This is a genomic window from uncultured Megasphaera sp., from assembly GCF_900539295.1.
Taxonomy (GTDB): Bacteria; Bacillota; Negativicutes; order Veillonellales; family Megasphaeraceae; genus Megasphaera.
Map to the genome: position 1 here is coordinate 1 of NZ_UQBH01000002.1, position 24,286 is coordinate 24,286.

General features: G+C 51.3%; 18 protein-coding genes and 3 tRNA genes. 19 read left to right on the top strand and 2 right to left on the bottom strand.

Going from position 1 to position 24,286, the window contains the following annotated elements; genetic code table 11:
* The 5 genes from QZQ46_RS00705 to QZQ46_RS00725 form a co-directional block, all read left to right on the top strand.
* Positions 1 to 1,598: acyltransferase family protein (locus tag QZQ46_RS00705; protein WP_296826051.1), on the top strand; the 1,598-nt coding region annotated here is incomplete at its 5' end.
* Between the two features lie 194 nt (positions 1,599 to 1,792).
* A complete protein-coding gene (locus QZQ46_RS00710; RefSeq protein ID WP_296826052.1) occupies positions 1,793 to 2,566 on the top strand; it encodes a TatD family hydrolase in 774 nt (257 codons plus the stop codon).
* A gap of 39 nt (positions 2,567 to 2,605) precedes the next feature.
* The gene (locus tag QZQ46_RS00715) at positions 2,606 to 3,388 is read left to right on the top strand and encodes a xanthine dehydrogenase family protein subunit M (RefSeq protein WP_296826053.1); all 783 of its coding nucleotides are present in this window, start codon (positions 2,606 to 2,608) and stop codon (positions 3,386 to 3,388) included.
* The gene (locus QZQ46_RS00720; RefSeq protein ID WP_296826054.1) at positions 3,388 to 3,855 is read left to right on the top strand and encodes a (2Fe-2S)-binding protein; all 468 of its coding nucleotides are present in this window, start codon (positions 3,388 to 3,390) and stop codon (positions 3,853 to 3,855) included. Before QZQ46_RS00715 ends, QZQ46_RS00720 begins: the two co-directional genes overlap by 1 nt.
* A complete protein-coding gene (locus QZQ46_RS00725) occupies positions 3,855 to 6,152 on the top strand; it encodes a xanthine dehydrogenase family protein molybdopterin-binding subunit (RefSeq protein ID WP_296826055.1) in 2,298 nt (765 codons plus the stop codon). Before QZQ46_RS00720 ends, QZQ46_RS00725 begins: the two co-directional genes overlap by 1 nt.
* A gap of 80 nt (positions 6,153 to 6,232) precedes the next feature.
* On the opposite strand, the gene QZQ46_RS00730 is transcribed toward QZQ46_RS00725, so the two are convergent.
* Complete coding sequence (locus QZQ46_RS00730; protein ID WP_296826056.1) at positions 6,233 to 10,528, bottom strand: 2-hydroxyacyl-CoA dehydratase; 4,296 nt, start codon at positions 10,526 to 10,528, stop codon at positions 6,233 to 6,235.
* A 265-nt stretch (positions 10,529 to 10,793) separates the two neighbouring features.
* Here QZQ46_RS00730 and speE point away from each other — a divergent pair, with 265 nt between their 5' ends.
* The 4 genes from speE to QZQ46_RS00750 all read left to right on the top strand — a co-directional run bounded on the left by speE (position 10,794) and on the right by QZQ46_RS00750 (position 12,022).
* On the top strand, positions 10,794 to 11,642 hold the full coding sequence (speE, locus tag QZQ46_RS00735; protein WP_296826057.1) for a polyamine aminopropyltransferase: 849 nt from the start codon (positions 10,794 to 10,796) through the stop codon (positions 11,640 to 11,642).
* Between the two features lie 147 nt (positions 11,643 to 11,789).
* Positions 11,790 to 11,865, top strand: a tRNA-His gene (locus QZQ46_RS00740).
* A gap of 1 nt (position 11,866) precedes the next feature.
* Positions 11,867 to 11,941: transfer RNA gene (locus tag QZQ46_RS00745), tRNA-Gln, on the top strand.
* Positions 11,942 to 11,946: 5 nt separating this feature from the next.
* Positions 11,947 to 12,022, top strand: a tRNA-Lys gene (locus tag QZQ46_RS00750).
* Positions 12,023 to 12,148: 126 nt separating this feature from the next.
* Here QZQ46_RS00750 and QZQ46_RS00755 read toward each other — a convergent pair.
* Positions 12,149 to 13,516, bottom strand: a complete 1,368-nt coding sequence (locus tag QZQ46_RS00755; protein WP_296826058.1) for a sodium:proton antiporter — start codon at positions 13,514 to 13,516, stop codon at positions 12,149 to 12,151.
* 245 nt (positions 13,517 to 13,761) lie between these two features.
* Between QZQ46_RS00755 and QZQ46_RS00760 the strand changes: the two genes are divergently transcribed.
* From QZQ46_RS00760 to argS, 10 genes are all read left to right on the top strand, one after another.
* Entirely contained in the window at positions 13,762 to 14,208 is a 447-nt protein-coding gene (locus QZQ46_RS00760) for a universal stress protein (RefSeq protein WP_296826059.1), read from the top strand.
* A gap of 300 nt (positions 14,209 to 14,508) precedes the next feature.
* A complete protein-coding gene (locus tag QZQ46_RS00765) occupies positions 14,509 to 16,293 on the top strand; it encodes a DUF2157 domain-containing protein (protein ID WP_296826060.1) in 1,785 nt (594 codons plus the stop codon).
* Positions 16,290 to 16,964: a hypothetical protein gene (locus QZQ46_RS00770; protein ID WP_296826061.1), complete on the top strand. Its 675-nt coding sequence runs from the start codon at positions 16,290 to 16,292 to the stop codon at positions 16,962 to 16,964. The genes QZQ46_RS00765 and QZQ46_RS00770 overlap by 4 nt, the downstream gene beginning before the upstream one ends.
* A 17-nt stretch (positions 16,965 to 16,981) precedes the next feature.
* Complete coding sequence (locus QZQ46_RS00775) at positions 16,982 to 18,295, top strand: hypothetical protein (RefSeq protein ID WP_296826062.1); 1,314 nt, start codon at positions 16,982 to 16,984, stop codon at positions 18,293 to 18,295.
* A 128-nt stretch (positions 18,296 to 18,423) separates the two neighbouring features.
* Complete coding sequence (locus QZQ46_RS00780; RefSeq protein ID WP_296826063.1) at positions 18,424 to 19,659, top strand: FprA family A-type flavoprotein; 1,236 nt, start codon at positions 18,424 to 18,426, stop codon at positions 19,657 to 19,659.
* Positions 19,660 to 19,860: 201 nt separating this feature from the next.
* Positions 19,861 to 20,016, top strand: coding sequence for a hypothetical protein (locus tag QZQ46_RS00785; RefSeq protein WP_176698824.1), 156 nt, complete (start codon positions 19,861 to 19,863; stop codon positions 20,014 to 20,016).
* 91 nt (positions 20,017 to 20,107) lie between these two features.
* Positions 20,108 to 21,352, top strand: coding sequence for a putative DNA modification/repair radical SAM protein (locus QZQ46_RS00790; RefSeq protein ID WP_296826064.1), 1,245 nt, complete (start codon positions 20,108 to 20,110; stop codon positions 21,350 to 21,352).
* Between the two features lie 10 nt (positions 21,353 to 21,362).
* Complete coding sequence (locus tag QZQ46_RS00795) at positions 21,363 to 22,100, top strand: TIGR03915 family putative DNA repair protein (protein WP_296826065.1); 738 nt, start codon at positions 21,363 to 21,365, stop codon at positions 22,098 to 22,100.
* A 75-nt stretch (positions 22,101 to 22,175) separates the two neighbouring features.
* The gene (locus QZQ46_RS00800) at positions 22,176 to 22,604 is read left to right on the top strand and encodes a DUF1934 domain-containing protein (protein ID WP_296826066.1); all 429 of its coding nucleotides are present in this window, start codon (positions 22,176 to 22,178) and stop codon (positions 22,602 to 22,604) included.
* Positions 22,604 to 24,268: an arginine--tRNA ligase gene (gene argS / locus QZQ46_RS00805; protein ID WP_296826067.1), complete on the top strand. Its 1,665-nt coding sequence runs from the start codon at positions 22,604 to 22,606 to the stop codon at positions 24,266 to 24,268. The genes QZQ46_RS00800 and argS overlap by 1 nt, the downstream gene beginning before the upstream one ends.
* The last annotated feature ends 18 nt before the right edge of the window (positions 24,269 to 24,286 follow it).

Below are 24,286 nucleotides of genomic sequence, written 5' to 3' on the forward strand. Positions count from 1 at the left end.
CACGTCCATTCGCGGTGGATGATTTAGTTGGCACCCCAATATTTGACAAAGAGCCTTCTTTCTTTGCCCCTAAGGTTATTTCAGCCATCCGCACGGAAATCGTATCTATCCTGCTCGGCTACAACAACTGGTGGCAAATTGCACAAAATGCAGATTATTTTACCCGCCTTACCAATCAGTCACCCTTTACGCATCTATGGTTTTTAGCCATTGAGCTGCAGTACTATGTGGTATGGCCCCTATATTTTATTTTCTTCGTCGGTATTTCCCAAGTGTACGGAAAACGAATTGCCATCGTCGTCACGGCATTTTTGGGACTGGCCGCATCCCTTCTCATGCCCTTCATGTATCAGCCCGGTATGGACGTCACCCGTCTTTACTATGGAACGGATACCCGCATCTATGCCTTGATTTTAGGGGCTGCCATGGGGCTGTATCATGATAATTTTACCTTTAGCCAGTTCCGACAAGATTGGTTAAAGCCGATTAAATGTGTCCTGTTCTTGCTTCTCTTGGGAATCACTGTGGCTGCCTATCTTTTAATGAATGGGCAAGATCCTTTCACCTACCAGGGAGGCATGCTGCTCATGACCCTGCTGTTTTGCCTGATGCTGTCCATCACCGTTGACAGGGAGTTACGAATTGGCCAGGTTCTTGATTTGCCGGTATTTCGCTGGATCGGCAAGAAGAGTTACGGTATCTTTCTTTGGCAGTATCCTGTCATTTTTTTATTCCAGTACATGAAGTGGAATATGAATACGAATTTTTTTGGCATGGAGCTGCCTTATGCCATGCCGATTATTGAAATAGCTGTCATCGTTCTGCTGGCGGTATGGTCGGATATTTTGGTGGGATGTATCTCTGCATTGCCGAAACTGCCCATCATACCTCGACGGTCGGTCATTTATATCTTTTTCGTATTTCTGCTGTCCTTGCCGGGATTTACCATGATGGGATATGGCTGCAAGGGGATTTATGAATCGGCAGCGTATAAGGCGGCTGATTCCGGTGAACTGAAAGCCAGGTTAGAGAAAAACTCAAAGGCCTTGAACGAACAGCAGACAAGCCAATCTGTACCTGTCGTTTTGGAGAAAGCGATTGATTTAAACGGCATTGCCTGCATTGGTGATTCGGTCATGTTAGGCTCGGCGATGGAGCTGAAAAAGACACTTCCTGACTGCTATATCGATGCCAAGGTATCGCGATATGTCGGCGCCGGCGTGGAGGTTGCTGAAGCCATGGAGGCAGAGAATCGGCTGGGGAATGTGGTTTTAATCGCCTTAGGAACCAATGGTCCCCTCGATGGTCAGTATGAAGCGCAAACGGAAGCGCTGTTGTCATACCTTGGCCCGAAACGCCAAATTTTTTGGGTCAATGTATATTGCCCCAGTACGGGGTGGCAGGAAAGCAACAATGCTTATTTAAAGAAAATCCAAGCTGAACATTCCAATGTTACGGTTATTGATTGGTATAATTTGATCCAGAAGCATCCCGATTGGTTGACCGATGACGGCATTCACCCCAATACGGAAGGGACAAAAGCATATGCAAAACTTATCCATAGTACGATAACGGAAACCTTGCAGACTTCCGTTTGATACCGTGGCGTGACGGAAAGAGGGCCTTGTGACGAACCTGTTCACAGGCCCTGTTTTTATTATCGCGTCGTTTTTCAGCGTAATTTTAATAGTCTTTTACCAAAAGCTCTTAGCATGAGACGGTCTGACAGGCTACGCAAGGCGTCCCTTTTTTGGTACAATAAAGGTGATAACTTATTACGAGGTGTATTGGAATGGATATAACCTATTACGATATTGGGCTTAACCTATTTACCCGTTCTTTTCCCAATCCGGAGAAGATTATTGCCGATGCCGAAGCCGATGGCATTTGCTGCATCCTGACAGGCTCTGAAGATCGGGAAAACAAGCTGGTCGATGCCTTTGTCCGCAAACATGCTGTCTTTGGTACGGCCGGCATTCATCCTCATGTCGCCGACGCTGCGACAGAGAAGGATTTGGAAGAAATACGGCGCATCGTTACGACGAATCCGAAGGTCGTTGCCGTCGGTGAAACGGGTCTTGACTATGACCGCATGTATTCTAAAAAAGAAAATCAAATCTACTTCTTTAAAAAACTGATTGCCATGGCGGAAGAACTGGATAAACCCATGTTTCTTCATGAACGCGATGCCGGAGACGACTTTTTAGCCTGTTTTAAAGGCCATGAAAAGGTCTGCCCGAAGTCGGTCGTCCACTGCTATACCGGCGATAAGAAAACACTGGAGCGCATGCTCGACATGGGGTTTTATATCGGCATCACCGGCTGGATCTGTGATGAACGGAGGGCAGCACCCCTTCGCGAGGCCGTGTCTGTCCTTCCCTTGAATCGGGTACTCCTAGAGACCGATGCTCCTTATTTGACGCCGCGCGGATTTAACTTGCCGCGGACTAACGTCCCCAATAATATTACCTATGTTGCCAGCACCCTGGCTGAGTATATGAATGTTTCCGTCGAAGATTTGAAAATCCGGGCAAAAGCCAATACAGAGAAACTGTTTCGCCTGTAAGGGCTGCCCAGTTTTCTACCTTAGTAAGGAGGTCTTTTTATGAATATTGTTCAATATACGAAGGCGGCATCCCTCGAGGAAGCGTGGGAATTAAATCAAGGCCGAGGGGCCGTCGTCCTTGGCGGCTGCTGTTGGCTCCGCTTGTCGCCTCAGCGGCGCATTGCTCAGGCCATCGATCTGTCAGGTCTTGGACTCGATGTGATCGAAGAGCTGGATGATTCCTTTAAAATCGGGGCCATGGTGACCCTCGGCGCTTTTGGCAGCCATGAGGGACTCCTGTCCTATACAAAAGGGGCTGTCAAAGAAGCGGTGTGCCATATCGTCGGGACCCAGTTCCGTAATTTAGCGACTATCGGCGGCAGCGTCAGCGGCCGGTTCGGGTTCTCCGATATTTGGACACTGCTGTTGGCTCTGGATGCGGAAGTTGACTTGTATAAGGGCGGCCGCATCAGCTTGGCTGATTTTGGAAAGAAGGGACCCGGCAAGGATATCGTAACCCATGTCATCGTTCCGAAAAAGAGCGGCTCTACGGCCTATGCATCCCTTCGCCTTAATGCGACGGATTTTCCCATCATCGCGGCTGCTGTCCATGTGGCCGGAGAGGAAGTGCGTTGTGCTATCGGGGCTCGTCCTGCAAGAGCCGAGGTCATGAGCCTTTCCGCAGATACGGTGAAGTCCCTGGGCTATGAACAGGCCGGACAGCAATTAGCCGACATGGTGACCTATGAAACTAACCTGCGCGGCTCTTCAGAATATCGCCACGCTATGGCTGCCGTCTTATGTCGGCGCCTGCTGGCCCAAACGATGGGAGATGATGTCTGATGCTTATTACGTATTGGCTCAATGGAAAAAAAGGCTCGGCTGATATCGAACCGGGGACGATGCTTTACGATTTTCTCCGCAGCCAGGGCTGTTATAGTGTAAAATGCGGCTGTGAAACGACGAACTGCGGCCTGTGTACGGTTTGGGTCGATGAAATTCCCGTCCTGTCCTGTGCCGTACTAGCTGTCCGTATCGACGGCTGTCAGGTTACAACCCTTGAAGGACTCCAGGAAGAAGCCAAAGAATTTGCCTTCTATATGGGCCGTCAAGGTGCCGATCAGTGCGGTTTCTGTAATCCCGGTTTCGTCATGAACGTTCTGGCCATGGTCCGTCGCTTCGATTCGCCGACGGAAAACGAAATCAAGGAATTTTTATCCGGCAATCTATGCCGCTGTACGGGCTATATGAGCCACATGAGGGCCATTAAGGAATATTTCAAGGCCAAGGGGAAGGAGGTCCGGTCGTGATGGAATTTAAAGCAATCAATAAGGTCGTGGCCAAAAAGGACTCTCAGGCGTTGATTACCGGCCAGCCTGTCTATACGGAAGATATCATGCCTAAGGACTGCCTCATCGTCAAAGTCCTTCGAAGCCCCCATGCCAGGGCCATCGTCAAAAATGTTAACAAGAGCGCTGCTGAAAAAATACCGGGGATCGTCTGTATCGCAACGGCTGACGACGTGCCTCATTCGCGATTTACCATTGCCGGTCAGACTTACCCGGAACCGAGCCCTTACGACCGCCTTATTTTGGATAAACAGATCCGTTTTGTCGGTGACGCCGTGGCCCTCGTAGCAGGAACGAATCAAGCGGCTGTAGACAAGGCGCTGCGTGCGATTCGCGTCGAATATGAAGTCCAGGAACCGCTCCTCGATTTTACGAAGGCCTTGGACAACGATATCGTCGTCCATCCGGAAGATGATTGGAAGCCCTTAGTCGACGTAGGCGGTGACAACAAGCGCAACCTCGTCGCCAAGGCCTGCGACAGCCACGGTGATATTGAGGCCGTTCTGGCTTCGTCAGACGTCGTCATCGACCGAACCTATCATACTCGTCAGAACCAGCAGGCAGCTATGGAAACCTTCCGGGCTTATGCTTATAAAGATGCCTTCGGGCGGCTGACCATCGTCAGCTCGACCCAGGTTCCCTTCCATGTGCGCCGCGTCGTTTCTCATGCTCTGGAAATCCCGAAATCCAAGATACGGGTCATTAAACCGCGTATTGGCGGCGGCTTTGGTTCGAAACAGACCGTCGTCATGGAAGTTTACCCGGCCTTCATCGCTTGGCTGACGGGTAAGCCTGCCTATATGGTTTACAGCCGGGAAGAATCGCTGACCGTATCGACGCCGCGCCATGAATCGCAGATTCGCGTCGTCCTCGGCGCGTCGAAAGACGGCCATATCCGCGGCATTCGCCTCGATTCTTTATGGAATGCCGGCGCTTATGGCGAACATACGCCGACGACGGTTACCTTGTCGGGACACAAGTCGATTCCTCTGTATAACGCTGCTGAGGCCTTTCAATTCAGCTATACCTGTGTCTATACCAATACTATTGCGGCCGGAGCCTACCGCGGCTATGGGGCTACACAGGGGCTCTTTGCCTTAGAAACGGCGGTCAACGAATTGGCTGAAGCCCTTCATATGAGTCCGGTGGAACTGCGGTTTAAGAATATGGTCCGCCAAAATCAGGTCCTGCCGGCCTATTTTAATGAAACAGCTCTCAGCTGCACCCTCGACAAGTGTCTGGAACGCGTCGTTTCCATGTCTGGCTGGGACGATGCCTCGCCGCGAAAAGTACTGCCTAACGGTCATATTCAATCGGTGGGGCTGGCCATTGCCATGCAGGGTTCCAGCGTTTCTAACGTCGACGTGGCCTCAGTTACGATAAAAGTCAATGATGACGGTTTCTATACGCTCCATATCGGTGCTACCGACATGGGGACCGGCTGCGATACGATCTTAGCGCAGATTGCTGCCGAATGCCTCATGTGTTCTGTCGACGACATCGTCACTGACGGCGTCGATACCGATACGTCCCCTTATGACAGCGGCTCTTATGCCTCGTCTACGACGTATCTGACGGGCAATGCCGTCGTCAAGACCTGTGAAAGCTTGATTCGGCGGATGAAAGAATTGGCTGCCATTAAATTGGGGCTGTCCGATACGGATTTGGACGACCTGGAATTTGACGGCAGGGCCATTACCAGTCTGGAGTCCGGTAAATCGATTACCGTTCGCGATCTCGGAAACGGAGCCATGTTCATGAATGGCATTGCCCTCGAGGCGACGGAATCGTGCTATTCGCCGACCAGTCCGCCGCCCTATATGGCTGGGGCTGCGACGATTGATGTCGATCCCGAAACGGGACATATCACCCTTTTGAAATACGACGCCGTCATCGACTGCGGTACGGTCATCAACCCCAGTTTGGCCCGCGTTCAGGCTGAAGGGGGCATCGTCCAGGCTATCGGCATGGCCCTCACTGAAAACGTTCAGTATTCGCCGACCGGCCGTCTGCAGAACAACTCTTTTATGCAGTACCGCCTGCCGACGCGCCTCGATGTCGGACCGGTCAACGTTGAATTTGAACCGAGTTATGAACCGAACGGTCCCTTCGGTGCTAAATCTATCGGTGAACTGGTCATCGATTCGCCGTCGCCGGCCATTGCCCATGCTGTGTACAATGCGACAGGCGTATGGGTCCGCGACCTTCCCATTACGGCTGAAAAACTCTATCAGGCCATGAAGCATAAGAAGGTTTGAGGGATATATTCTGAAAGACAACGAAACGCCCTTCCATGATGTTGTATATCATGGAAGGGCGTTCTTTGTGATGGCTTTATTTATTTTTCAAGGGAACTGTTGATGCGGACGCCGCTCATGAAGGGAAGAACCGGTTTGGTGTCTTCCTGGACTGTTTCCCGGATGCCTTCAAAAGTCGTGGTCAGCATTAATTTCAGACGGTTCGTCTGATTGACCGAGCTGGCACTGGGGTCGTAGTCGATGGCGACGATATTCGTTTCAGGGAAGGCCGCTTTCAAGGTCTTGATCATGCCCTTGCCCGTGACGTGATTGGGCAGGCAGGCCCAGGGCTGGAGGCAGACGATGTTCTTGGCTCCGCGATGGATGAGGTCGATCATATCCCCTGTGAGGAACCAGCCTTCACCGGCTTCATGGCCGAGGGACAAGAATTTCTTGGCTTCGTCGGCAATGTCGTAAATCGACGTAATGGGATCGAAGTGGCGGCTCTTAGCGACAGCCTGTTCGTAAGGCTTGCGGTACCATTCGAGGAGGCGGACGCCGGTTTTGCTGAATAAGGCGTCTTTCCAGCTGCCCGAGAGGTACTTGTGGCGGAACTGGTCGTCGAGCAGACCGTAGAGGAAGAAGTCGGCCAAACCGGAGACGATGATTTCACCGCCTTCTTCTTCAATCATGCGGACGATGTGGTTGTTGGCGATGGGGTGGAACTTGACGTAGATTTCACCGACCAGGCCGATGCGCGGTTTCTTTTCTTCGCTCATTTCGATGTGATCGAATTCGTCGATGAGGTCGCGAAGGTTGCGCTTAAAGGATTTAAAGTCAGCTTTTTTGAGCTGCTGAGTGCATTTTTTCTGCCACTTATGGAACAGGGCTTCGGCCGTACCTTTGACCTTTTCATAAGGCCGTGTGCGGTATAAGACCTGCTGCAGGGCGTCGCCGTAAATCATGCCCATGATGAGGCGGTGCCAGAAGCCGAGTCCCGGCTGGAATCCGGGCTGCTTGTTCATGCCCTTCATGTTGAGGGACAGAATGGCAACTTGCGACATATTAGCGTCGTTCAAGGCCTTGCGGATCATGCCGATGTAATTCGTGGCCCGGCAGCAGCCGCCGGTCTGGGAAATCATGACCGTCGTATGGTCCAGATCGTACTTTCCTGACTTCAAGGCCGTGAGGATTTGGCCCAGACTCATGATAGCCGGGTAGCAGGCGTCGTTGTGGATATAGGCCAGGCCCGTGTCGATGGCTTCCTGGTTCTGATGGGGCAAGAGCTCGACGTGATAGCCTTCGTGTTCGAAGGCCGACATGAGCATGGGAAAATGGATCGGCGTCATGGACGGAGCCAGGATGACGTTCTTTTTGGCGTCTTCTTTGGTGAAAATCGTCTTTTCGTAAGAATAGGGTTCGAGGGTGTAATCCTCTTTCGGACGATGATTCATGACGAACAGCAGGGAGCGCAGTCGGATGCGGATGGCGCCGAGGTTCGACCCTTCGTCGATCTTGAGCAGGGTGTGAATCTTGTGGCCGTGGGCCAGGATATCCTGTACCTGATCGGCGACGATGGCGTCGAGGCCGCAGCCGAAGGAATTGAGCTCTACCAGTTCGAGGTTCGGATGCTGAGTGACGTACTGGGCTGCCCGGTAAAGGCGGGAGTGATACGACCACTGGTCGACGACGCGGAGATTGCCGTCAAAGGTCGACAAGGATGCGACGCCGTCTTCCGTAAGAACGGCCAGGCCCAGACTGTTGATCAATTCCGGGATGCCGTGGTTGATTTCCGGGTCGACGTGATACGGGCGGCCGCAGAGGACGATAGCCCGCTGTCCTGTTTTCTTGAGGTCGTCTAAAATCTTTTGGGTCAGGTTGTAGACCTTCTGTTTGTAAGCCTCTTCTTCTTCCCAGGCTGCCATGGCGGCCTGCTTGATTTCGCGGTCCGGCAGATTCCAAGCCTTCAATTCTTCAATGAGGCGCTTAGCAATCCGCTTCTTGTCGTGGAGGGGCAGGAAGGGGCAGAGATAGGGCGTATTGGTTTCAGCCAGTCGTTCACCCATATTGTTGCGGATGACTTCCGGATAGCTCATGACCATGGGGCAGTTGAAGGTATTGTCCTTGCTGCCTTCTTGCGGGCCGTTTTGGATGCACGGATAGAAGATGCGGTCGACCCCTTTTTGAAGGAGGTTTTCGATATGGCCGTGGACGAGTTTGGCCGGATAGCAGGCCGAATCGGACGGAATCGTATCCATGGCTTTTTCAAAGAGCCCTTTCGAAGAAGGATCGGACAGGACAACGGAATAACCGAGCTTGGTGAAGAAGGTAAACCAGAAAGGATAGTCTTCATACATATTGAGGACCCGCGGGATGCCAATCGTGCCGCGCGGCGCGTCGACAAGGGGTTTATAGCCGAAAAGAAGATTGTATTTTATCTTATACATATTCGGCAAAGGTTTCTTGCGGGCCGTCGTCGAGCCGGCAGCTCCGCGTTCGCAGCGGTTGCCCGTAATGAAGGACCGGCCGTCGTTAAAGGTGTTGACCGTCAGCAAGCAGTTGTTGGTGCAGAGGCCGCAGTGACGGATCGACGTGGTGATGCTCAGGTCCTGCAAGGACTTTTCGTCGACGATGGTCGATACGGCGTGGTCCTGATGATAGGCTGTACGGCAGATGATGCCCATGCCGAAGGCACCCATGAGGCCTGAAATCGAAGGGCGGATGACCTGCCGGCCCAAGAGCTTTTCAAAAGCCCGGAGGACGGCGTCGTTGTAAAATGTACCGCCTTGGACGACGATGTGCTGGCCAAGTTTTGCAGGGTCTTTGACTTTGATAACTTTATAAAGGGCATTTTTAATGACCGAGTAAGACAGGCCGGCAGAGATATCGGCTAAGGTAGCACCTTCTTTCTGCGCCTGTTTGACTTTGGAATTCATGAATACTGTGCAGCGGGAACCGAGGTCGATGGGACTCTTGGCCAGGAGTGCTGCCTTAGAAAATTCCTGAATGGACATTTTCAACGATTTGGCAAAGGTATCGAGGAAGGAGCCGCAGCCCGACGAGCAGGCTTCGTTGAGCAGGATGTCCTCGATGTGGCCGTCTTTGATGCGGCTGCACTTCATGTCCTGACCGCCGATGTCGAGGAGAAAGTCGACATCCGGGCAAAAATGCGAGGCTGCCTGATAGTGGGCAATCGTTTCGACTTCGCCAAGATCCAGGTGCAGGGCTTCTTTGAGGAGGGCTTCGCCGTAGCCGGTGATGCCCGATTTGGCAATGAAGGCACCCTTGGGCAGGCGGGAATAGACGGCGGCTACGATTTTCTTAGCGGCTGTCAGGGGACTTCCTTCATTATTCTGATAGTGAGAATAGAGAATCTTCATGTCTTCGCTCAAGACGACGGCTTTAATGGTCGTCGAGCCGGCATCAATGCCGAGATAGCAGGGACCGCTGTAGCTTTCGAGATCTCCGTGCGGCACGGTATGTCGGCTGTGGCGTTCTTGGAATTCGTCAAGTTCGGCCTGGCTGTTAAAGAGGGGGGCTACCCGGTCTGATTTAGCCAGCGTCGATTCGTCGACGTTCTTAAGCTGTCCCATGAGATTCATGAAGGACACGGGCTTGGTGTTCATGCTGCCAAGGGCAGCGCCGATAGCGACATATACTTGAGCGTTTTCCGGGGCAATGACCTTGTCCGGCGTCAAGTGAAGGGTCTTGGCGAATTGTTCGCGCAGCTGCGATAAATACGTCAGCGGGCCACCGAGGAAGCAGACCGTGCCCTTGATAGGACGGCCGCAGGCAAGTCCCGTTATAGTCTGGAATACGATGGACTGAAAGACCGAGGCAGCGACGTTTTCCTTGCTGGCCCCTTCGTTTAAGAGTGCTTGGATATCGGTCTTGGCAAAGACGCCGCAGCGGGCGGCAATGGGGTAGATCGTATCTGACTTTTTAGCCAGTTCATTCAGGCCGCTGGCTTCCGTGTCGAGGAGGGTTGCCATCTGATCGATGAAAGCACCCGTTCCGCCGGCGCAGTTGCCGTTCATGCGGTGTTCATTGCCGCCGGTGAGGTAGGTGATCTTTGCATCTTCACCGCCCAGCTCGATGATGACATCGGACTGCGGGTAGTACGTCCGGACGGCTTTCGTGCCGGCAATGACTTCCTGCAGGAAGGGGATGTGCAAATAGTCGGCCAGGGCAATACCGCCGGAACCGGTGATGGCCATGGTGATCTCACGGTCGCCAAAGATTTCATAGGCGTTTTGGAGTAAATCCCAAACTTTCTGGCGTATATCCGTATAGTGGCGGACATAGCATGCGTGCAGGCATTGTTTGGCATGGTTGAGAACAGCGATTTTTACTGTCGTCGAACCGATGTCAATGCCGATGTGTAAGAGATTCTTCATGTTTTGTCACCCTATCGGTTTATAAACCGACTCTTTCTTTAAAAAATTTTATTTATAATAAAGACTATATGTAAAAAGTCTACTTTATATTGTACCATAATCCCTTTATTCTGTAAGGGGGTGACACAAAGGATTTTTCTTATTAAGAAGAAATCGATATCATTTTAGAAATCATGAAATGCGCTGCGACAAACGATGCTAAATATGCTAAAATGAAGTCACTATCGGAATATGATAAAAACAGGCTATTACTAAGGAGTATACTATGAAAAAATTTATAACGGAACATCAGTCCCCTTACTTAGACCTGACGACGGAAGCCTCGGATATTCTCTATCGCGGCCATTCTGATTTTCAGGATATCATCGTTGCCGATTCGAAAGAATTCGGCCGCATGCTGGTATTAGACGGTGTATTTCAAACGTCGATCAAGGATGAATTCATGTACCATGAAAGCATCGTCCATATCCCCCTGTTCCTGCATCCTGATCCCAAACGGGTTCTCATCATCGGTGGCGGTGACGGCGGCTCGGCGCGGGAAGCCGTTCGTCATCCTGAAGTCGAATCGGTGGACATGGTTGATATCGACGGCAAGGTCATCGAACTGTCTAAAAAATATTTTCCGGAGATTTCAAAGGCTATGTTGGAAGAAAATCCCAAACTGACCGTAACGGTTGGCGACGGCATCGCCTTTATGCGCCAGGCTGAAAACTATTACGACGTCATCATCGTCGACTGCTCCGATCCGGTCGGACCCGGGGAAGGCCTTTTCACCTATGATTTTTACAAGGATACCTTTAAGGCACTGAAAGATGACGGCATTTTTGTCCAGCAGACGGAATCGCCCTTCATGCACGGAAAGCTGGTGAAAGACGTGTTTGACTGCGTTTCGGATATCTTCCCCATCGCCCGGTTGTACACAGCTTTCATCCCGCTCTATCCGTCGGGGATGCACTGCTTTACGATGGGATCGAAAAAATACGATCCCCTGCAGTGGACGCCCAATCGCAAGCGGACCTTCCCGACGCGCTACTATAATGAAGGAATTCAGCAGAGCGCCTTCGTCCTGCCGAACTTCGTAAAGGATCTGCTGTACGGAAAAGCTGACCGCTGATTACGCGTATTTTGCAGCTATGCTTTTTAGGTCGCGATTCTTTTGTGATTAAATGTAAAAAATACTTGACTTTGTAATTGAGTCATGGTAAGATTATCTACGTTGACGACGCTGATTCGGCGTCGTTACGGCAGATAATCTTATATGGCGGGTATGGTGAAGTGGTTAACACGGCGGATTGTGGCTCCGTTATGCTAGGGTTCGAATCCCTATACTCGCCCCATAGGGGTATAGCCAAGTGGTAAGGCACCGGACTTTGACTCCGCTATGCGCTGGTTCGAATCCAGCTACCCCTGCCAGCCATGATTCATTAGCTCAGCTGGTAGAGCACCTGACTTTTAATCAGGGTGTCCCGAGTTCGAATCTCGGATGGATCACCAAAGAAGGCGTCGCACATCGTGCGGCGCCTTTTGTTTTACCCTTATGCTTTATGGATGAGAAATTTTTTTGGTCAGACGTAAAAAAGCAGGACTGCGAACAGTCCTGCTTTTTTATAACCTTTTTTCTTATAAGAAGAAAACGAAGGTATTGATGATGAATACCGGGATGAGGATGGCGATAGACCAGCCCATGTATCCGAAGAAGCTCGGCATTTTGATCTTATTTTCTTCAGCAATGGACTTAACCATGAAGTTCGGGGCATTGCCGATGTAGGTGTTGGCGCCCATGAAGACGGCACCGGCCGAGATAGCTTCCAACATGATTTGAGAGACTGTACCGACGGAAGTCGTAATGCCTTCCGTTGCGCCAAGCGCTCCGGCTGTCTGCAGGAATACCAAGTAGGTCGGCGTGTTGTCGAGGAAGGACGACAGGGCGCCGGTAGCCCAGAACATCTGCCAGGGATTGTTCATGCCCAATTCAGCCCCGTGGGCTTTAAGCAGAATCAGGGCAGGGATCATGGTGACGAAGATGCCGATAAAGAGTTTGGCAACTTCGATAATGGGAGCATACGTAAATTCGTTGAGGTCTCGCGTCGATTTTTTCGTCGTTTTGATCGAAAGGAAGGCTGCCGCTAAGATGATGATGATTTCAGCCAGGGTTGCATAGGGGAAGACGATTTCATCGTAAATGTGGATGCCGGCACCGTTGGCAAAGAAGGGGTGCATTTCCGGCAGGAGACCGTTGGCCAAAACACCGATGATGATCATGGCGATGAAAATCAGGTTATGAGCTCCTTCGAGGCTGATCGGCTCTTTGCTGCCGGCGGCCAAAGCGTCATGAGGAGAGCGGCCTTCTTTTATTTCTTTATTATAAAAATGTTTGTCCATTAAGGCGAAGATGGCGAACATGATGACCAAGTTCAAGAGCAGAATTGGCAGGAGGTGGAAGGTCCAGGTGAAGGGAACACCGCGCTGGAAGCCCATGAACAGGGGTGGATCGCCAAGCGGCGTCAGGCAGCCGCCCATGTTGGCAACGAGGAAGATAAAGAAGACCATGAGGTGTACTTTATTCTTACGCCAGGCGTTGGCTCGGATCATCGGCCGGATGAGCAGCATGGCGGCACCGGTCGTGCCGATCCAGCTGGCGAGTGCCGTACCGATGAACAAGAGGAGACAGTTGACCTTCGTCGTTCCGGCCAGGGTGCCCCGGACGGCGATGCCGCCGGCTACGACAAATAGCCCCAGGAGAAGCACGATAAAGGGAATGTAGTCGAGGAGTACCGATTCCAAAAGGCGGAACCATGACTCACCGATGCCATAAGCAACTGCAAAGGGAATAAGGAATAATAAAGACCAGGCAAAAGCCACGCCGAGCATGTGTTTTTCCCACCACTCCGGTCGGACGAGGGGGACGATGGCGATGGATAGGAGCATCCCGGCAAAGGGAATAATGCTCCATACGGGTAAGGTCGCACTTACGAGTTCGTGTGTCATAAAAACCACCTTTCTTAATCATTACAAAAAAGTAAATTTAAGTATGCTATAATTAACATTATATCATAAGAAAATGAAAGTTTATACTCTATTTTTACATTTTTTAATGTCATTTAGGCTGAGATCAATTTGTGCTTTTAAAAATAAGGCTCTTTTTTTCTAAATAATTTTTTTGCCAGGCAGGAATCTGCTAAGGGGGTGACGAATATATACTTAACGACAAGGCATTATAAGGAGGGATTCATATGAAGCAATATAATAACATCATCGTTCCGACCGACGGTTCGGTCAATTCGAAACGGGCTTTGGAACATGCCGTCGTCATTGCATCATCCTTGGGCGCTATGATTACGCTGGTCTATGTTGCCAACATTGTATCGGTTATTTCTAATTTCGATCAGATTCCCAACGCCAGCGGCTATGTAACCGAACAGGTTGCACTCGATATGGAAGAAGAAGGTAAAGGCATTCTCGATGAGTTTGCCAAGGCCATTCCTCAGAACATCGAAGTCAAGAGCGTCTTTGAAGTCGGCTCGCCAGGTCCTGCCGTCCTGTCGGTAGCCAAAAAATTTAATGCCGACCTGATCGTCATGGGCAGCCGCGGCCTCGGACCGCTGAAAGGCTTGTTCATGGGTTCTGTCAGCAGTTATGTCGTCACTCATTCGGTCTGCCCCGTATTAATCGTAAAATAAACGGTGACGCAATGCCTTAATGGCCTTGTCCTGCCGCAGGCTGGCTAAAGGGTCTTCTTGGGATTTTCCCGGAGGCCCTTTTTTCGTGCCCTACGTGAAAGGGGTCAATCGTTTCACTCGTGACGGTTACGGGCAATTTATTCTTTTGGGAATATGTAAAAATTTGGCGGATGCCATAGGGAAAAGAGTCATTTTGTGATATACTGAATAGACAGGTGTGCTTTTTTAGGACTGCCTGAAATATCACATTACGAAGGGTCCCGGAGTGCCTCGTTCCGGGATGGCGCCTGGGAGGCAAGTATGAGACGGAATACCAATGAATGGTTGGACCACAAGGTCACTGACTGGGTTTCTAAAGGCTGGATTACGGAAGAAGCCCGTGAAAAAATACGAAAATCTTACGGCAGGGATGAACAAAGGACTTCTCTTTTGGCGCCCCTGCCTTTATATGCGTTTTTATCGGCCCTGGGCTTTGCAGCCGTTGTTATGGCCGTCATCTGGGGCCTTTCCCAATTATGGTACTATGTATCGGTTCCGGCCCGCATGGCCTTGGCCAGCGTGCTGTTGCTGGTGACTCAGGCCGGCGTAGGACTGGCCATGTTTCAGAAGCGCCAGGGGTCAGTGGCTGCTGACGGCATTGCCCTCATCCATTGTCTGGGTGTGTTTGTCGTCATGGCCATGGCTGAACAGACCTTTTATATCGGCTGGGATGTGCCGGCTTATGTCGTAGCTTGTGCCATCTTGTGCCTGCCTGTCGTCTACCTTTTGTGCTCCGTTGCGGCCCTTATCGTCTACGACGTGTCGATCCTCTATTGGACGGCTGCCGGCGGTCCTATCAACACCTTTGGCGGGACTGCCCTGCTGTGGCTGCTCCTGCTGTTGGCCGTGCCTTTCTATAATACCTTAATTAATCTTCGCGATGAACGGCGTCTGTCTGTCTTTTCGTGGGTCATGACGATTACCGTCTTCATTGCCTTTGGCCTGGCAGCCAGGACGACGGAATACATTTCCTTCCTGCTCTCCGGCAGTTTGGCTGTTACCATTATGCTGGTCGGCTACTCCATCGATATTCACCAGTCGTGGGGCGTGCCTTTCCGCTGGTTTGGCCGTTTTGCAGCCGTCGGTTCGCTCCTCGTTTCCTGCTTGCCTTTTTCCTGGGATGGTGTGGCTCAGGTTCAGGATTTCCATTGGACGACCGATTTGGTAACGGTCCTGCTCTTCGTCATCATGGCAGGACTTATGGCTAAAACCGTGAAAAAACGGCTGTGGGGACCGGTGCTGTACCTGGCAATTCCGGTTATCCTGGCCTTTGAAACGCTCCTCGTCCGGTCGGCCCTTTATTCGTCCATTCCTTTGATCCTTTCATCGCTGTACATCGTCGTCATCGCTGTCTATGAAACGGCTCAGGGCTTTAAGCCGGACCACAAGGCGCACATGCAGTTTGGTGTCGTCACCTTTATCAGCTTAGTCCTGTCCTTCGTCTTTGGCACGCATTTTTCACCGTTGGCGCCGATTCTGGCCATCATCATTTTGGCCTTGATTATCTTCCAATTCAAACGGACTCAGAAAGATAAAACCTCGGCGGCTCAGCGGGCTTCGCGTCGGGCACGACTTCGCCATTCGGCGGCTCGTATCCGCAATGATGAAGCCGTTCTTGAGGAGGAACCGGCCCCAGAAGAAGAGCTCCCCGTGTGGTATGCTCCCGACGAACCGGAACGGGATGAAACGGTGGAAGAATGGATGAAGGATATCCGCATCCCGTCGCCTTCCGAGTTGGGTCTTGGCGGGGACACGGATACGGCCGAAACGATGCCGGCGGCGACCGAAAATAAGACGGCGCCCCCGTTGGTATTTAACTTGTCGGTCCCGACTGAAAGTACGGATCGAGACGATCTGCCTCCGCGCCAAGTCGTTCGTGAAAGAACAGAAGCCGTACCGCAGCAGATGGCCGTTCCTCAGGAAAAGACGAAAGAAAAGTCTCCGGCCGTCACTGAATCGCCGTGGAGTCATATGAAACCGGAACCGAAACGCAAAAAACACTTTACCCAGTCGCCGTGGTCCCATCAAGGAGGCAAGTCGGAATGAAATTTTCACCACCTTTGCAGGGCATACATCTTTCTTTTTCACCGGAAGGCCGTTATCGCTGGCTGGCCTTCGGTTTAGTCGTCTTTATCCAGTTTGCCGCCCTGGCCTATATCGGCTGGCGCTGGCATAATATTTCTGTCGACGGGATTCCCTATCAGTGGCGCGCTGTGCCGCGGTTAGAAATCTCTACCTTCGGGACCGACTATGTCCGCGTCGTATTCCCGGAAGATACGACGACTTGGCGTGACGAAACGCCGCCTGAAAAGGGGCAGCAGATTTATGTGGCTATCTCACGCGACGCGTCAGGTATTATGAAAGTCGAAGGAGCGTCGGCGTCAAAGCCCGACTCCGGCACGGATTATATGCGGGCGACGGCTGTTTCCTATAAAGACGGCAGCGTCCAGTTTCAGGTAGGCTTTGACCGCTATCGCCTGTCTCCGGAACTGGCTGACGGTATTTATAGTCTTCGCACCGATGACAGTATCATCGCCAGCATCCGTATCAAGCGGGGCGAAGGTGTGATCGAAGGGATTTTTGTCAATGGCGTTCCCTTAGAAGAGCTCAGTAATGCAGCTGCCATGGATAAGGCCCGCGCCGATAAGGCCGGCCAATCCCTGTTTGATAAGCCCCATCTTGTCGATTCCGGGATGGTGCCGCCAAAAGAAGAATGACAGAAAGGGAGGAATTTATGAAAGGGTATTCGAAATTTGCCAAACTTGCTATGACCGTCATGTTATTGGCTGCGTTCTTCCTCTTATCGGGGTTTCGGGCGCAGACGATTATTCATGACGATGGCAGTGAAACGCAGGACGTTTTGAAAGTGTCGGATACTGCAGAAGGACAGCAAAGCCTGAAAGCCGATGCCGATGAGTTCCAAAAACGCAGTTATACCATTATGGATTATAGTAATGACAACGGCGAAGGTTTTCGGGCTATGAAGACCATTACCAATGACGGAGCTAGCCGAAGCTCTGTCGACCACATCGTCCATAAGACCCATGACGGTCTGTTTGCCTCGACGTATTATATCAATTATAATTTCGATGCCAACAGTATTCAGAATCTTCGTTTGGGTGCGCCTATGCCGGAAAACGGCGTCGATTTGGAATACATGGTATCCTTCCCGTCCGGTACGCAGGTCGAAAGCAACAGCAATAAGGCCGATGATCAGGCCAGCACCTACCTGTGGCAGCTATCTGATTCGCAGCCGACGACCATAAGTCTGCAGGCCACGGTTTGGCATAAACTCTTCATCTATATGGCCTTGTTCTTAATCGGACTGATCTTACTCGTCGTCCTCATTATGGAACATCGCCGCAAAAGCGTCATCAGTTGGAAGCGGGCAGCTCAGATGCGCCGGTTGGAAATGATGCTGCTCTGTATTCCTATCGTCATCTTAGGGTATATGGGCTATGAATACTATGTCGGCACCCACGTCACGACGGCCTCCCTTGATAAAGTCGCTGAGCAGCAGCAGGAAGAACTCCTGGAAAATCGTGAAGAAGATCGGAAAATGCAGGAAGCAGATGCCAGGAAACAGCGCAGCGGGGAATTGGCAGCGGCTCGTATTCGCAGTAAAGCCAGTGAGATTTCAAACGAACTGCGCAGCTTGAAGCGGCAGTACCGCGACGGAGCTGTCAGCGGCAGTTCGGCCCGTTCACAGGCTCAGAGCCTGGCCCAGCAGGCCCGGGATATGATCAGCGGCAATGCCGATCTGTCTCAGGCTGACCGCGAAGTCTTGGAACAGCTCATCAACAGCGTCGTATCGGAAGCCGAGTCGATCAGCGATTCCGTGCCGGCAGTGACTCGGAATGCAGCGCCGGAACGGCAGCGCAGCGATGCATCTGAATCAGAAAGAAAGAGCCGTGCCTCAGCGGATAGTGATGAAAAAGAATCGGACGGTGAATCTCGTTCTAATGCTTCAAAGAGCCGTCAGTCCGGAGATCGCGAAACGTCTTCTGACAGCGGGGACAGCCAGGAAACAGATAAAAATAATAAATAATAGATATCTTTTGGTAGGTTTTTTCATTTATACTATTTCCTATTTATCTAAAAGATGTTATGATAGAAACGTGATAATTGACATTACAGCATAACTGTGCTGGTACTATTTAAGGAGGTTATACATATATGCATTGTGTAGAAGAAATTAAAAACGGTATCTATTGGATGGGATGCAACGACTTCCGGACGGAATTATTTGAACGGATCTTCCCCCTCCCGGAAGGGATTTCGTACAACACCTATTTCATCGATGATGAAAAGACGTGCCTCATCGATGCCATGGATAAGTCTTGCCGTGACGAATTTCTTGAAGATGTAGAATACTTGCTCAAAGGCCGTAAACTGGACTACTTCGTCCTTCAGCATATGGAACCGGATCACGCAAGTTCGGCCCTGGCCCTTCTGGAAAAATATCCGGAAGCCAAAATCATCGGCCAGCCGTCGACCTTTAAGCTCTTTGAACAGTTTTTCCGCCATCCCATGCCGGAACGCTACATGGTCGTCAACGAAGGGGATAAGCTGGAATTGGGGAAACACACTCTGCAGTTTATCAAAGCCCCGATGGTTCACTGGCCGGAAGTCATCATGACTTATGAAGTAACGGATCATGTCCTGTTCAGTGCCGATGCCTTTGGTCACTTCGGTACCGTCGGCAACGTCTTCGCCGACCAGGCTGATTTTGAAGAAAACTACCTCGATGAAGCTCGTCGCTACTATGTCAATATCGTCGGAAAATATGGCCCTCAGGTCATGAACGTCCTTAAAAAAGCATCCAAGCTGCCTATCGATGTTATTTGCCCCCTCCACGGTTTCGTCTTCCGTACGCCGGAAACGATTAAGTACATCGTGGACAAACACCTGCACTGGGCACAGCACGTACCGGAAAAGAAGGGCGTCGTCATCGCTTTCTCTTCCATTTACGGCAATACGGAACGGGCTGCCTGCGTCTTGGCCAATAAATTGAGCCGCCGCGGCGTTCGCGATATCCGCATGTACGACGTTGCCAAAGTCCACGCTTCTTTCGTAACGGCGAAGGCTTGGGAATACAGCCACCTTCTCCTGGCTGCACCGACGTACAATTTAAATCTCTTCCTGCCCATGGAAAGCTTCCTCCACGACTTGAAGACCCTCATGTTCCAGAAGCGCACCATCGGAATCGTCGCCTGCCACAGCTGGGCTTCGGCTGCGTATAAGACTATGGCAGATTACGTTGAAAACGAATTTAAATGCTGCGAACTCCTTGAACCGACGATGGATTTGAAATCGTCTCTTCATGACGATCAGGAATGCCTGATGGATGAATTAGCCGATAAAATGGCAGAAAGCATTGAACAGTATCCCGATCCCAAGACTTTGCTCTAAGGGCCGAGAGGACTGAAAACCTGGCTGCTGCACTATGGAAGGGCGATTCTTGAGTTGATTCTGACTCAAGAGTCTGCCTTTCTGTGGCAGTAGTTTTTTTTCTTCATATAGGCGAACATTTTTTCGAAAATGGGAGCATTTTCCTTTTAGGACGCCCCTTCGATGTGGTATAATAAAGAAAATATGATAGGAGGTGGTACGATGATCATTCGTGACGACAGTGCCAAAAGCGGCGACAAGCACGAACAGGACAAGGCCCGCAGCAACGGCGAAGAACTGCACATCGACTTGGGCCGTGATTTGACGGAAGACGAACAGAAGATATTTGAAAAACTGCGTGAAGGTTTGAATTTATAATGGACAGGGACTGCCTGAGGAAGCCATGCTTTCATCGGGCAGTTTCTTTTAAAAATATAAAGGATGAGTCCCTGACGGGGGAGGTGTAACGGTGGATTGGGATCGGATTGAAGCGAAACTGCATATTTTGAGTGATGCGGCTAAGTATGATGTATCCTGCTCATCGAGCGGCAGCCATCGGGCCAATAAAGCCGGCGGTATCGGGAATGCAGCGGCATGCGGCATTTGCCATACCTGGTCTGCCGACGGGCGGTGTGTATCCCTCTTGAAGATACTCATGACCAACTACTGCATCTACGACTGTGCCTACTGTGTCAATGGGACGAGCCGTGAAGCCAAAAGGGCTATCTTGACGCCGGAGGAAATCGCCGATGTGACCCTTGCCTTTTACCGGCGCAACTATATCGAAGGACTCTTCCTCAGTTCCGGTGTCTATCGCTCACCGGACTATACGACGGAGCTCTTGATACGAACGGCCCGGATCTTGAGGGACGATAAGAAGTTTAACGGCTACATCCATATGAAAGGCATTCCCGGAACGAGTGCGGCCCTCATTCGTGAGCTCGGCCGCTACGTCGACCGCCTGAGCGTCAACATCGAACTGCCGTCGTCATCGAGCCTGAAGCTCTTGGCTCCGCAGAAGACCAAAGAGAACATCCTCGTTCCCATGGGGCATATCCGGGAAGGCATCGACCAGTGGCGCGATGAAAAGAAACGGTACAAGAAGGTGCCGTCATTTGTTCCGGCCGGACAGACGACGCAGCTCATCGTCGGGGCGACGCCGGACAGCGACCGGACGATCCTGCGTCTCAGCCAGGCCCTGTATGACAAGGTAGAGATGAAGCGCGTCTATTATTCGGCCTATGTGCCGGCCGTTACCGGTTCAAATCTGCCGGCGATTGTAAAACCGCCGCTCCTTCGCGAACATCGCCTGTATCAGGCCGACTGGCTGCTGCGGTTTTACCAGTTTAACGTCGAAGAAATTTTGACCGATGAGGCACCGAACTTCGATTTGGACCTCGATCCGAAAGCCTGCTGGGCCCTGCGCCATCCGGAAGTTTTCCCCCTTGAAGTCAATCGGGCTTCTTACCACGATTTGCTTCGCGTACCCGGTATTGGCGTCACTTCGGCGCGCCGCATCTGCGCTGCCCGCCGCCAGGCCTTCCTGTCGTACGACAGTCTGAAACGCTTAGGCGTCGTGTTAAAACGGGCCCGCTATTTTATTACCTGCAAGGGAAAATATTACGGCCTTTCGACAGATCCGGCCTATGTCCGGCGGATGCTTTTATCAGGACAGACGCAGCCGTCTGCCTATGAGCCCATGAGTTTATTTTAGAGGCACTGCGATGATATATATATACGATGGAAGTTTTTTCGGATACCTGTCGGCTGTCTTTGACGGCTGGCATGACGGCGTGGCGCAGATCGAGGATATCTGTTTGGAAACCGATGAGGCATCGCTTTTTTCTGAGTCACGCTTCGTTCCGACGGACGACGGCAAGGCCCGGCGCATCCTTGACGGCCTTTTGCTGCAATGTGGTCCCAAGGCCTGTCATTATTTCTACTATGCCTTTTTGGCCGAGCAGAAAGATCGGGGCCTTTCGCTGTTGACCTATTTACGGACGGCTTTTCGGTATAAAAAGGATTTTCTCTGCCATCTCGGTGAAGAACCGATTTGGAAGGTTCGTCAATGGGCCCGGAAAACGGGAAACGAACGCCATAAACTCTTGGGGCTGGCCCGCTTTCAAGAACTGTCCGACGGTATGCTCTACTGCCGGCTGAAGCCGACGTGCTGCGTCATACCGGTCATGGCGCCGCACTTTGTCCGCCGTTTTCCCGGTGAGCGCTGGGTTCTCCACGATACGGGCAGAGGTTTTGGCGTTTACTATGATCGAAAGACGCCGGTCATGGTTACCATTCCCGACGTACAGGCGGCTCCGGAATTATCGGCCGATGAATTAGCTGTTGAACGGGTCTGGCAGACCTATTACCGCACGATTGCCATCCCGTCGCGGAAAAATGAGGCCCTTCGCCGCAATTTTATGCCTAAAAAATATTGGCCGACTCTTATTGAAATGAAGTGAAAAAAAGTGTTTCTTTTTCCCGGCACTTGATATATAATAGTAACATTGGATTGGTGATAGGAAAGGTGGAATACATTGAAACCTGTCTTAGTAAGTGTACAGAGTATCCAACGCGACCCGGAAGGGCAAGAGCTGAAAATAGAGCTCGTTTCCGAAGGTAAGTATTATATCAAAGACGATACCCAGTACATCGTCTATGAAGAGAGCGAACTGACGGAAATGAAAGGCGTTACGACGGTCATTAAGGTCTTACCCGGAGGGTCCGTCTTATTGTTGCGTCTGGGGAAACTTCGCCAGCGTCAGGAATTTCATAAGGGGAAAACGACCCATTCCCAGTATGAAACACCGGTTGGTACCTTTGATGTGAAGATGAAAACCTATGAATGCCGTACCGATCTTCAGGACGGTATCGGTACGATTTACCTGGGCTATGACGTCCATATTGAGGATATCAGTTCCATGTATACTCAATTAACCATAACTGTGCAGGAGGATAAAGCGTAATGGAAATGAAGGATTTATTGAAGCAGGGGATTACGGAAGCCTTAAATAAGGCCATTGATGCAGGGACGCTTCCAGCCGGCGACTATCCGAGTGTTGCCTTGGAAGTGCCGCCGCAGAAAGAATTCGGCGACTTTGCCAGCAATATCGCCATGCAGTCGGCCCGCGTCGCCCATAAGGCACCGAAACTCATTGCCCAGGCCATCGTCGATGAAATGGATTATCCCTGGCTCGAACGGGCTGAAATCGCCGGTGCCGGCTTCATAAACTTCTTTTTGAAGAACGACGTCATTTACGATACGCTTAAACAGATCCTGGCCGCCGGCGATGCTTACGGCCATGCTCCTTTGCGTGAGGAGGATTCGGTCCAAGTCGAATATGTCAGTGCCAATCCGACGGGACCGCTTCATGTCGGCCACGGCCGCGGCGCCGCTTACGGCAGCACCTTGGTCAACCTCCTGCGGGCAGCCGGCTATAACGTTCAGGCTGAATACTACATCAATGATGCCGGCAACCAGATGAATAATTTGGCCGCATCGGTCAATGCCCGCTACCTGGAATTATTGGGCCGGCCGTCGGAAATTCCGGAAAACGGCTACCACGGCCACGACATCATCGAAACGGCTCAGGCCATTATCGACCAGGACGGCGATAAATACCTCGACATGCCGGAAGAAGAACGGCTTGACTTGTTTAAAGACCGGGCCTATGTTGAAAAACTGAAGGCTCTGAAACGAGATTTAGCGCATTTTAACGTTTCTTACGATAACTGGTTCAGCGAACGGACTCTTCATCCAGATGCCATTGAGGCTGCTTGTGACGTCCTGAAGGGCCGGGGGAAGATTTATGAAAAAGACGGTGCCCTGTGGCTGAAGTCGACTGATTACGGCGATGACAAGGACCGCGTCGTCATTCGTGACAACGGCGTTCCGACCTATTTAGCTGCCGACATCGCCTATCATAAGAATAAGTATGAACGGGGCTTTAAGACCATGATCAATATTTGGGGCGCCGATCATCATGGCTACGTCGCCCGCGTAAAGGCCGCTATGGCTGCCTTGGGGTTCGACACGGATCAGCTGGAAGTCCTCTTGCTGCAGATGGTCAGCCTCTTCCGGGACGGCAAGCCCGTCAAGATGAGTAAGCGGACCGGTCAGGCCATTACCTTGAATGAACTGATCGAAGAAGTCGGTACCGATGCAGCTCGTTACTTCTTCATCATGCGGTCCCTTGATACGCAGCTCGATTTCGATTTGGATTTGGCCAAATCGCACAGCAATGAAAACCCCGTTTACTATATCCAATACGCTCACGCTCGGATTTACAGCATCTATCGCCAGGCCAAAGAAGCCGGCGTCGAGCTTAACAGCGATTGGTCCGATGTCAAATGGGATACCTTGACCAATGACTATGAATTGGCTTTGATTAAGAAGATGGCTGCATTCCCGGAAGAAATCCAGAATGCGGCTCGTGAACGGGCTCCGCACCGCATCGCTCATTTCGTTCACGAACTGGCCAGCTTGTTCCATGCATTCTATAATCACTGCCGCATCATCCAGGAAGATAAGGATTTGGAAAAAGCGCGGCTGGCCTTGGTTACGGCTGTACGCATTACCATTGCCAACAGCTTGGCTATTTTAGGGGTTTCTGCTCCTGAAAAAATGTAATATAATAAAATGATAAGT

Excerpts from the sequence above, each read along its gene's own strand:
- QZQ46_RS00795 (WP_296826065.1), top strand. The coding sequence starts at position 21,363 with ATGATATATATATACGATGGAAGTTTTTTCGGATACCTGTCGGCTGTC.
- QZQ46_RS00775 (WP_296826062.1), top strand. The coding sequence starts at position 16,982 with ATGAAAGGGTATTCGAAATTTGCCAAACTTGCTATGACCGTCATGTTA.
- QZQ46_RS00715 (WP_296826053.1), top strand. The coding sequence starts at position 2,606 with ATGAATATTGTTCAATATACGAAGGCGGCATCCCTCGAGGAAGCGTGG.
- speE (WP_296826057.1), top strand. The coding sequence starts at position 10,794 with ATGAAAAAATTTATAACGGAACATCAGTCCCCTTACTTAGACCTGACG.
- QZQ46_RS00730 (WP_296826056.1), bottom strand. The coding sequence starts at position 10,528 with ATGAAGAATCTCTTACACATCGGCATTGACATCGGTTCGACGACAGTA.
- QZQ46_RS00720 (WP_296826054.1), top strand. The coding sequence starts at position 3,388 with ATGCTTATTACGTATTGGCTCAATGGAAAAAAAGGCTCGGCTGATATC.
- QZQ46_RS00710 (WP_296826052.1), top strand. The coding sequence starts at position 1,793 with ATGGATATAACCTATTACGATATTGGGCTTAACCTATTTACCCGTTCT.
- QZQ46_RS00780 (WP_296826063.1), top strand. The coding sequence starts at position 18,424 with ATGCATTGTGTAGAAGAAATTAAAAACGGTATCTATTGGATGGGATGC.
- QZQ46_RS00725 (WP_296826055.1), top strand. The coding sequence starts at position 3,855 with ATGGAATTTAAAGCAATCAATAAGGTCGTGGCCAAAAAGGACTCTCAG.
- QZQ46_RS00770 (WP_296826061.1), top strand. The coding sequence starts at position 16,290 with ATGAAATTTTCACCACCTTTGCAGGGCATACATCTTTCTTTTTCACCG.
- QZQ46_RS00760 (WP_296826059.1), top strand. The coding sequence starts at position 13,762 with ATGAAGCAATATAATAACATCATCGTTCCGACCGACGGTTCGGTCAAT.
- argS (WP_296826067.1), top strand. The coding sequence starts at position 22,604 with ATGGAAATGAAGGATTTATTGAAGCAGGGGATTACGGAAGCCTTAAAT.
- QZQ46_RS00765 (WP_296826060.1), top strand. The coding sequence starts at position 14,509 with ATGAGACGGAATACCAATGAATGGTTGGACCACAAGGTCACTGACTGG.
- QZQ46_RS00755 (WP_296826058.1), bottom strand. The coding sequence starts at position 13,516 with ATGACACACGAACTCGTAAGTGCGACCTTACCCGTATGGAGCATTATT.
- QZQ46_RS00785 (WP_176698824.1), top strand. The coding sequence starts at position 19,861 with ATGATCATTCGTGACGACAGTGCCAAAAGCGGCGACAAGCACGAACAG.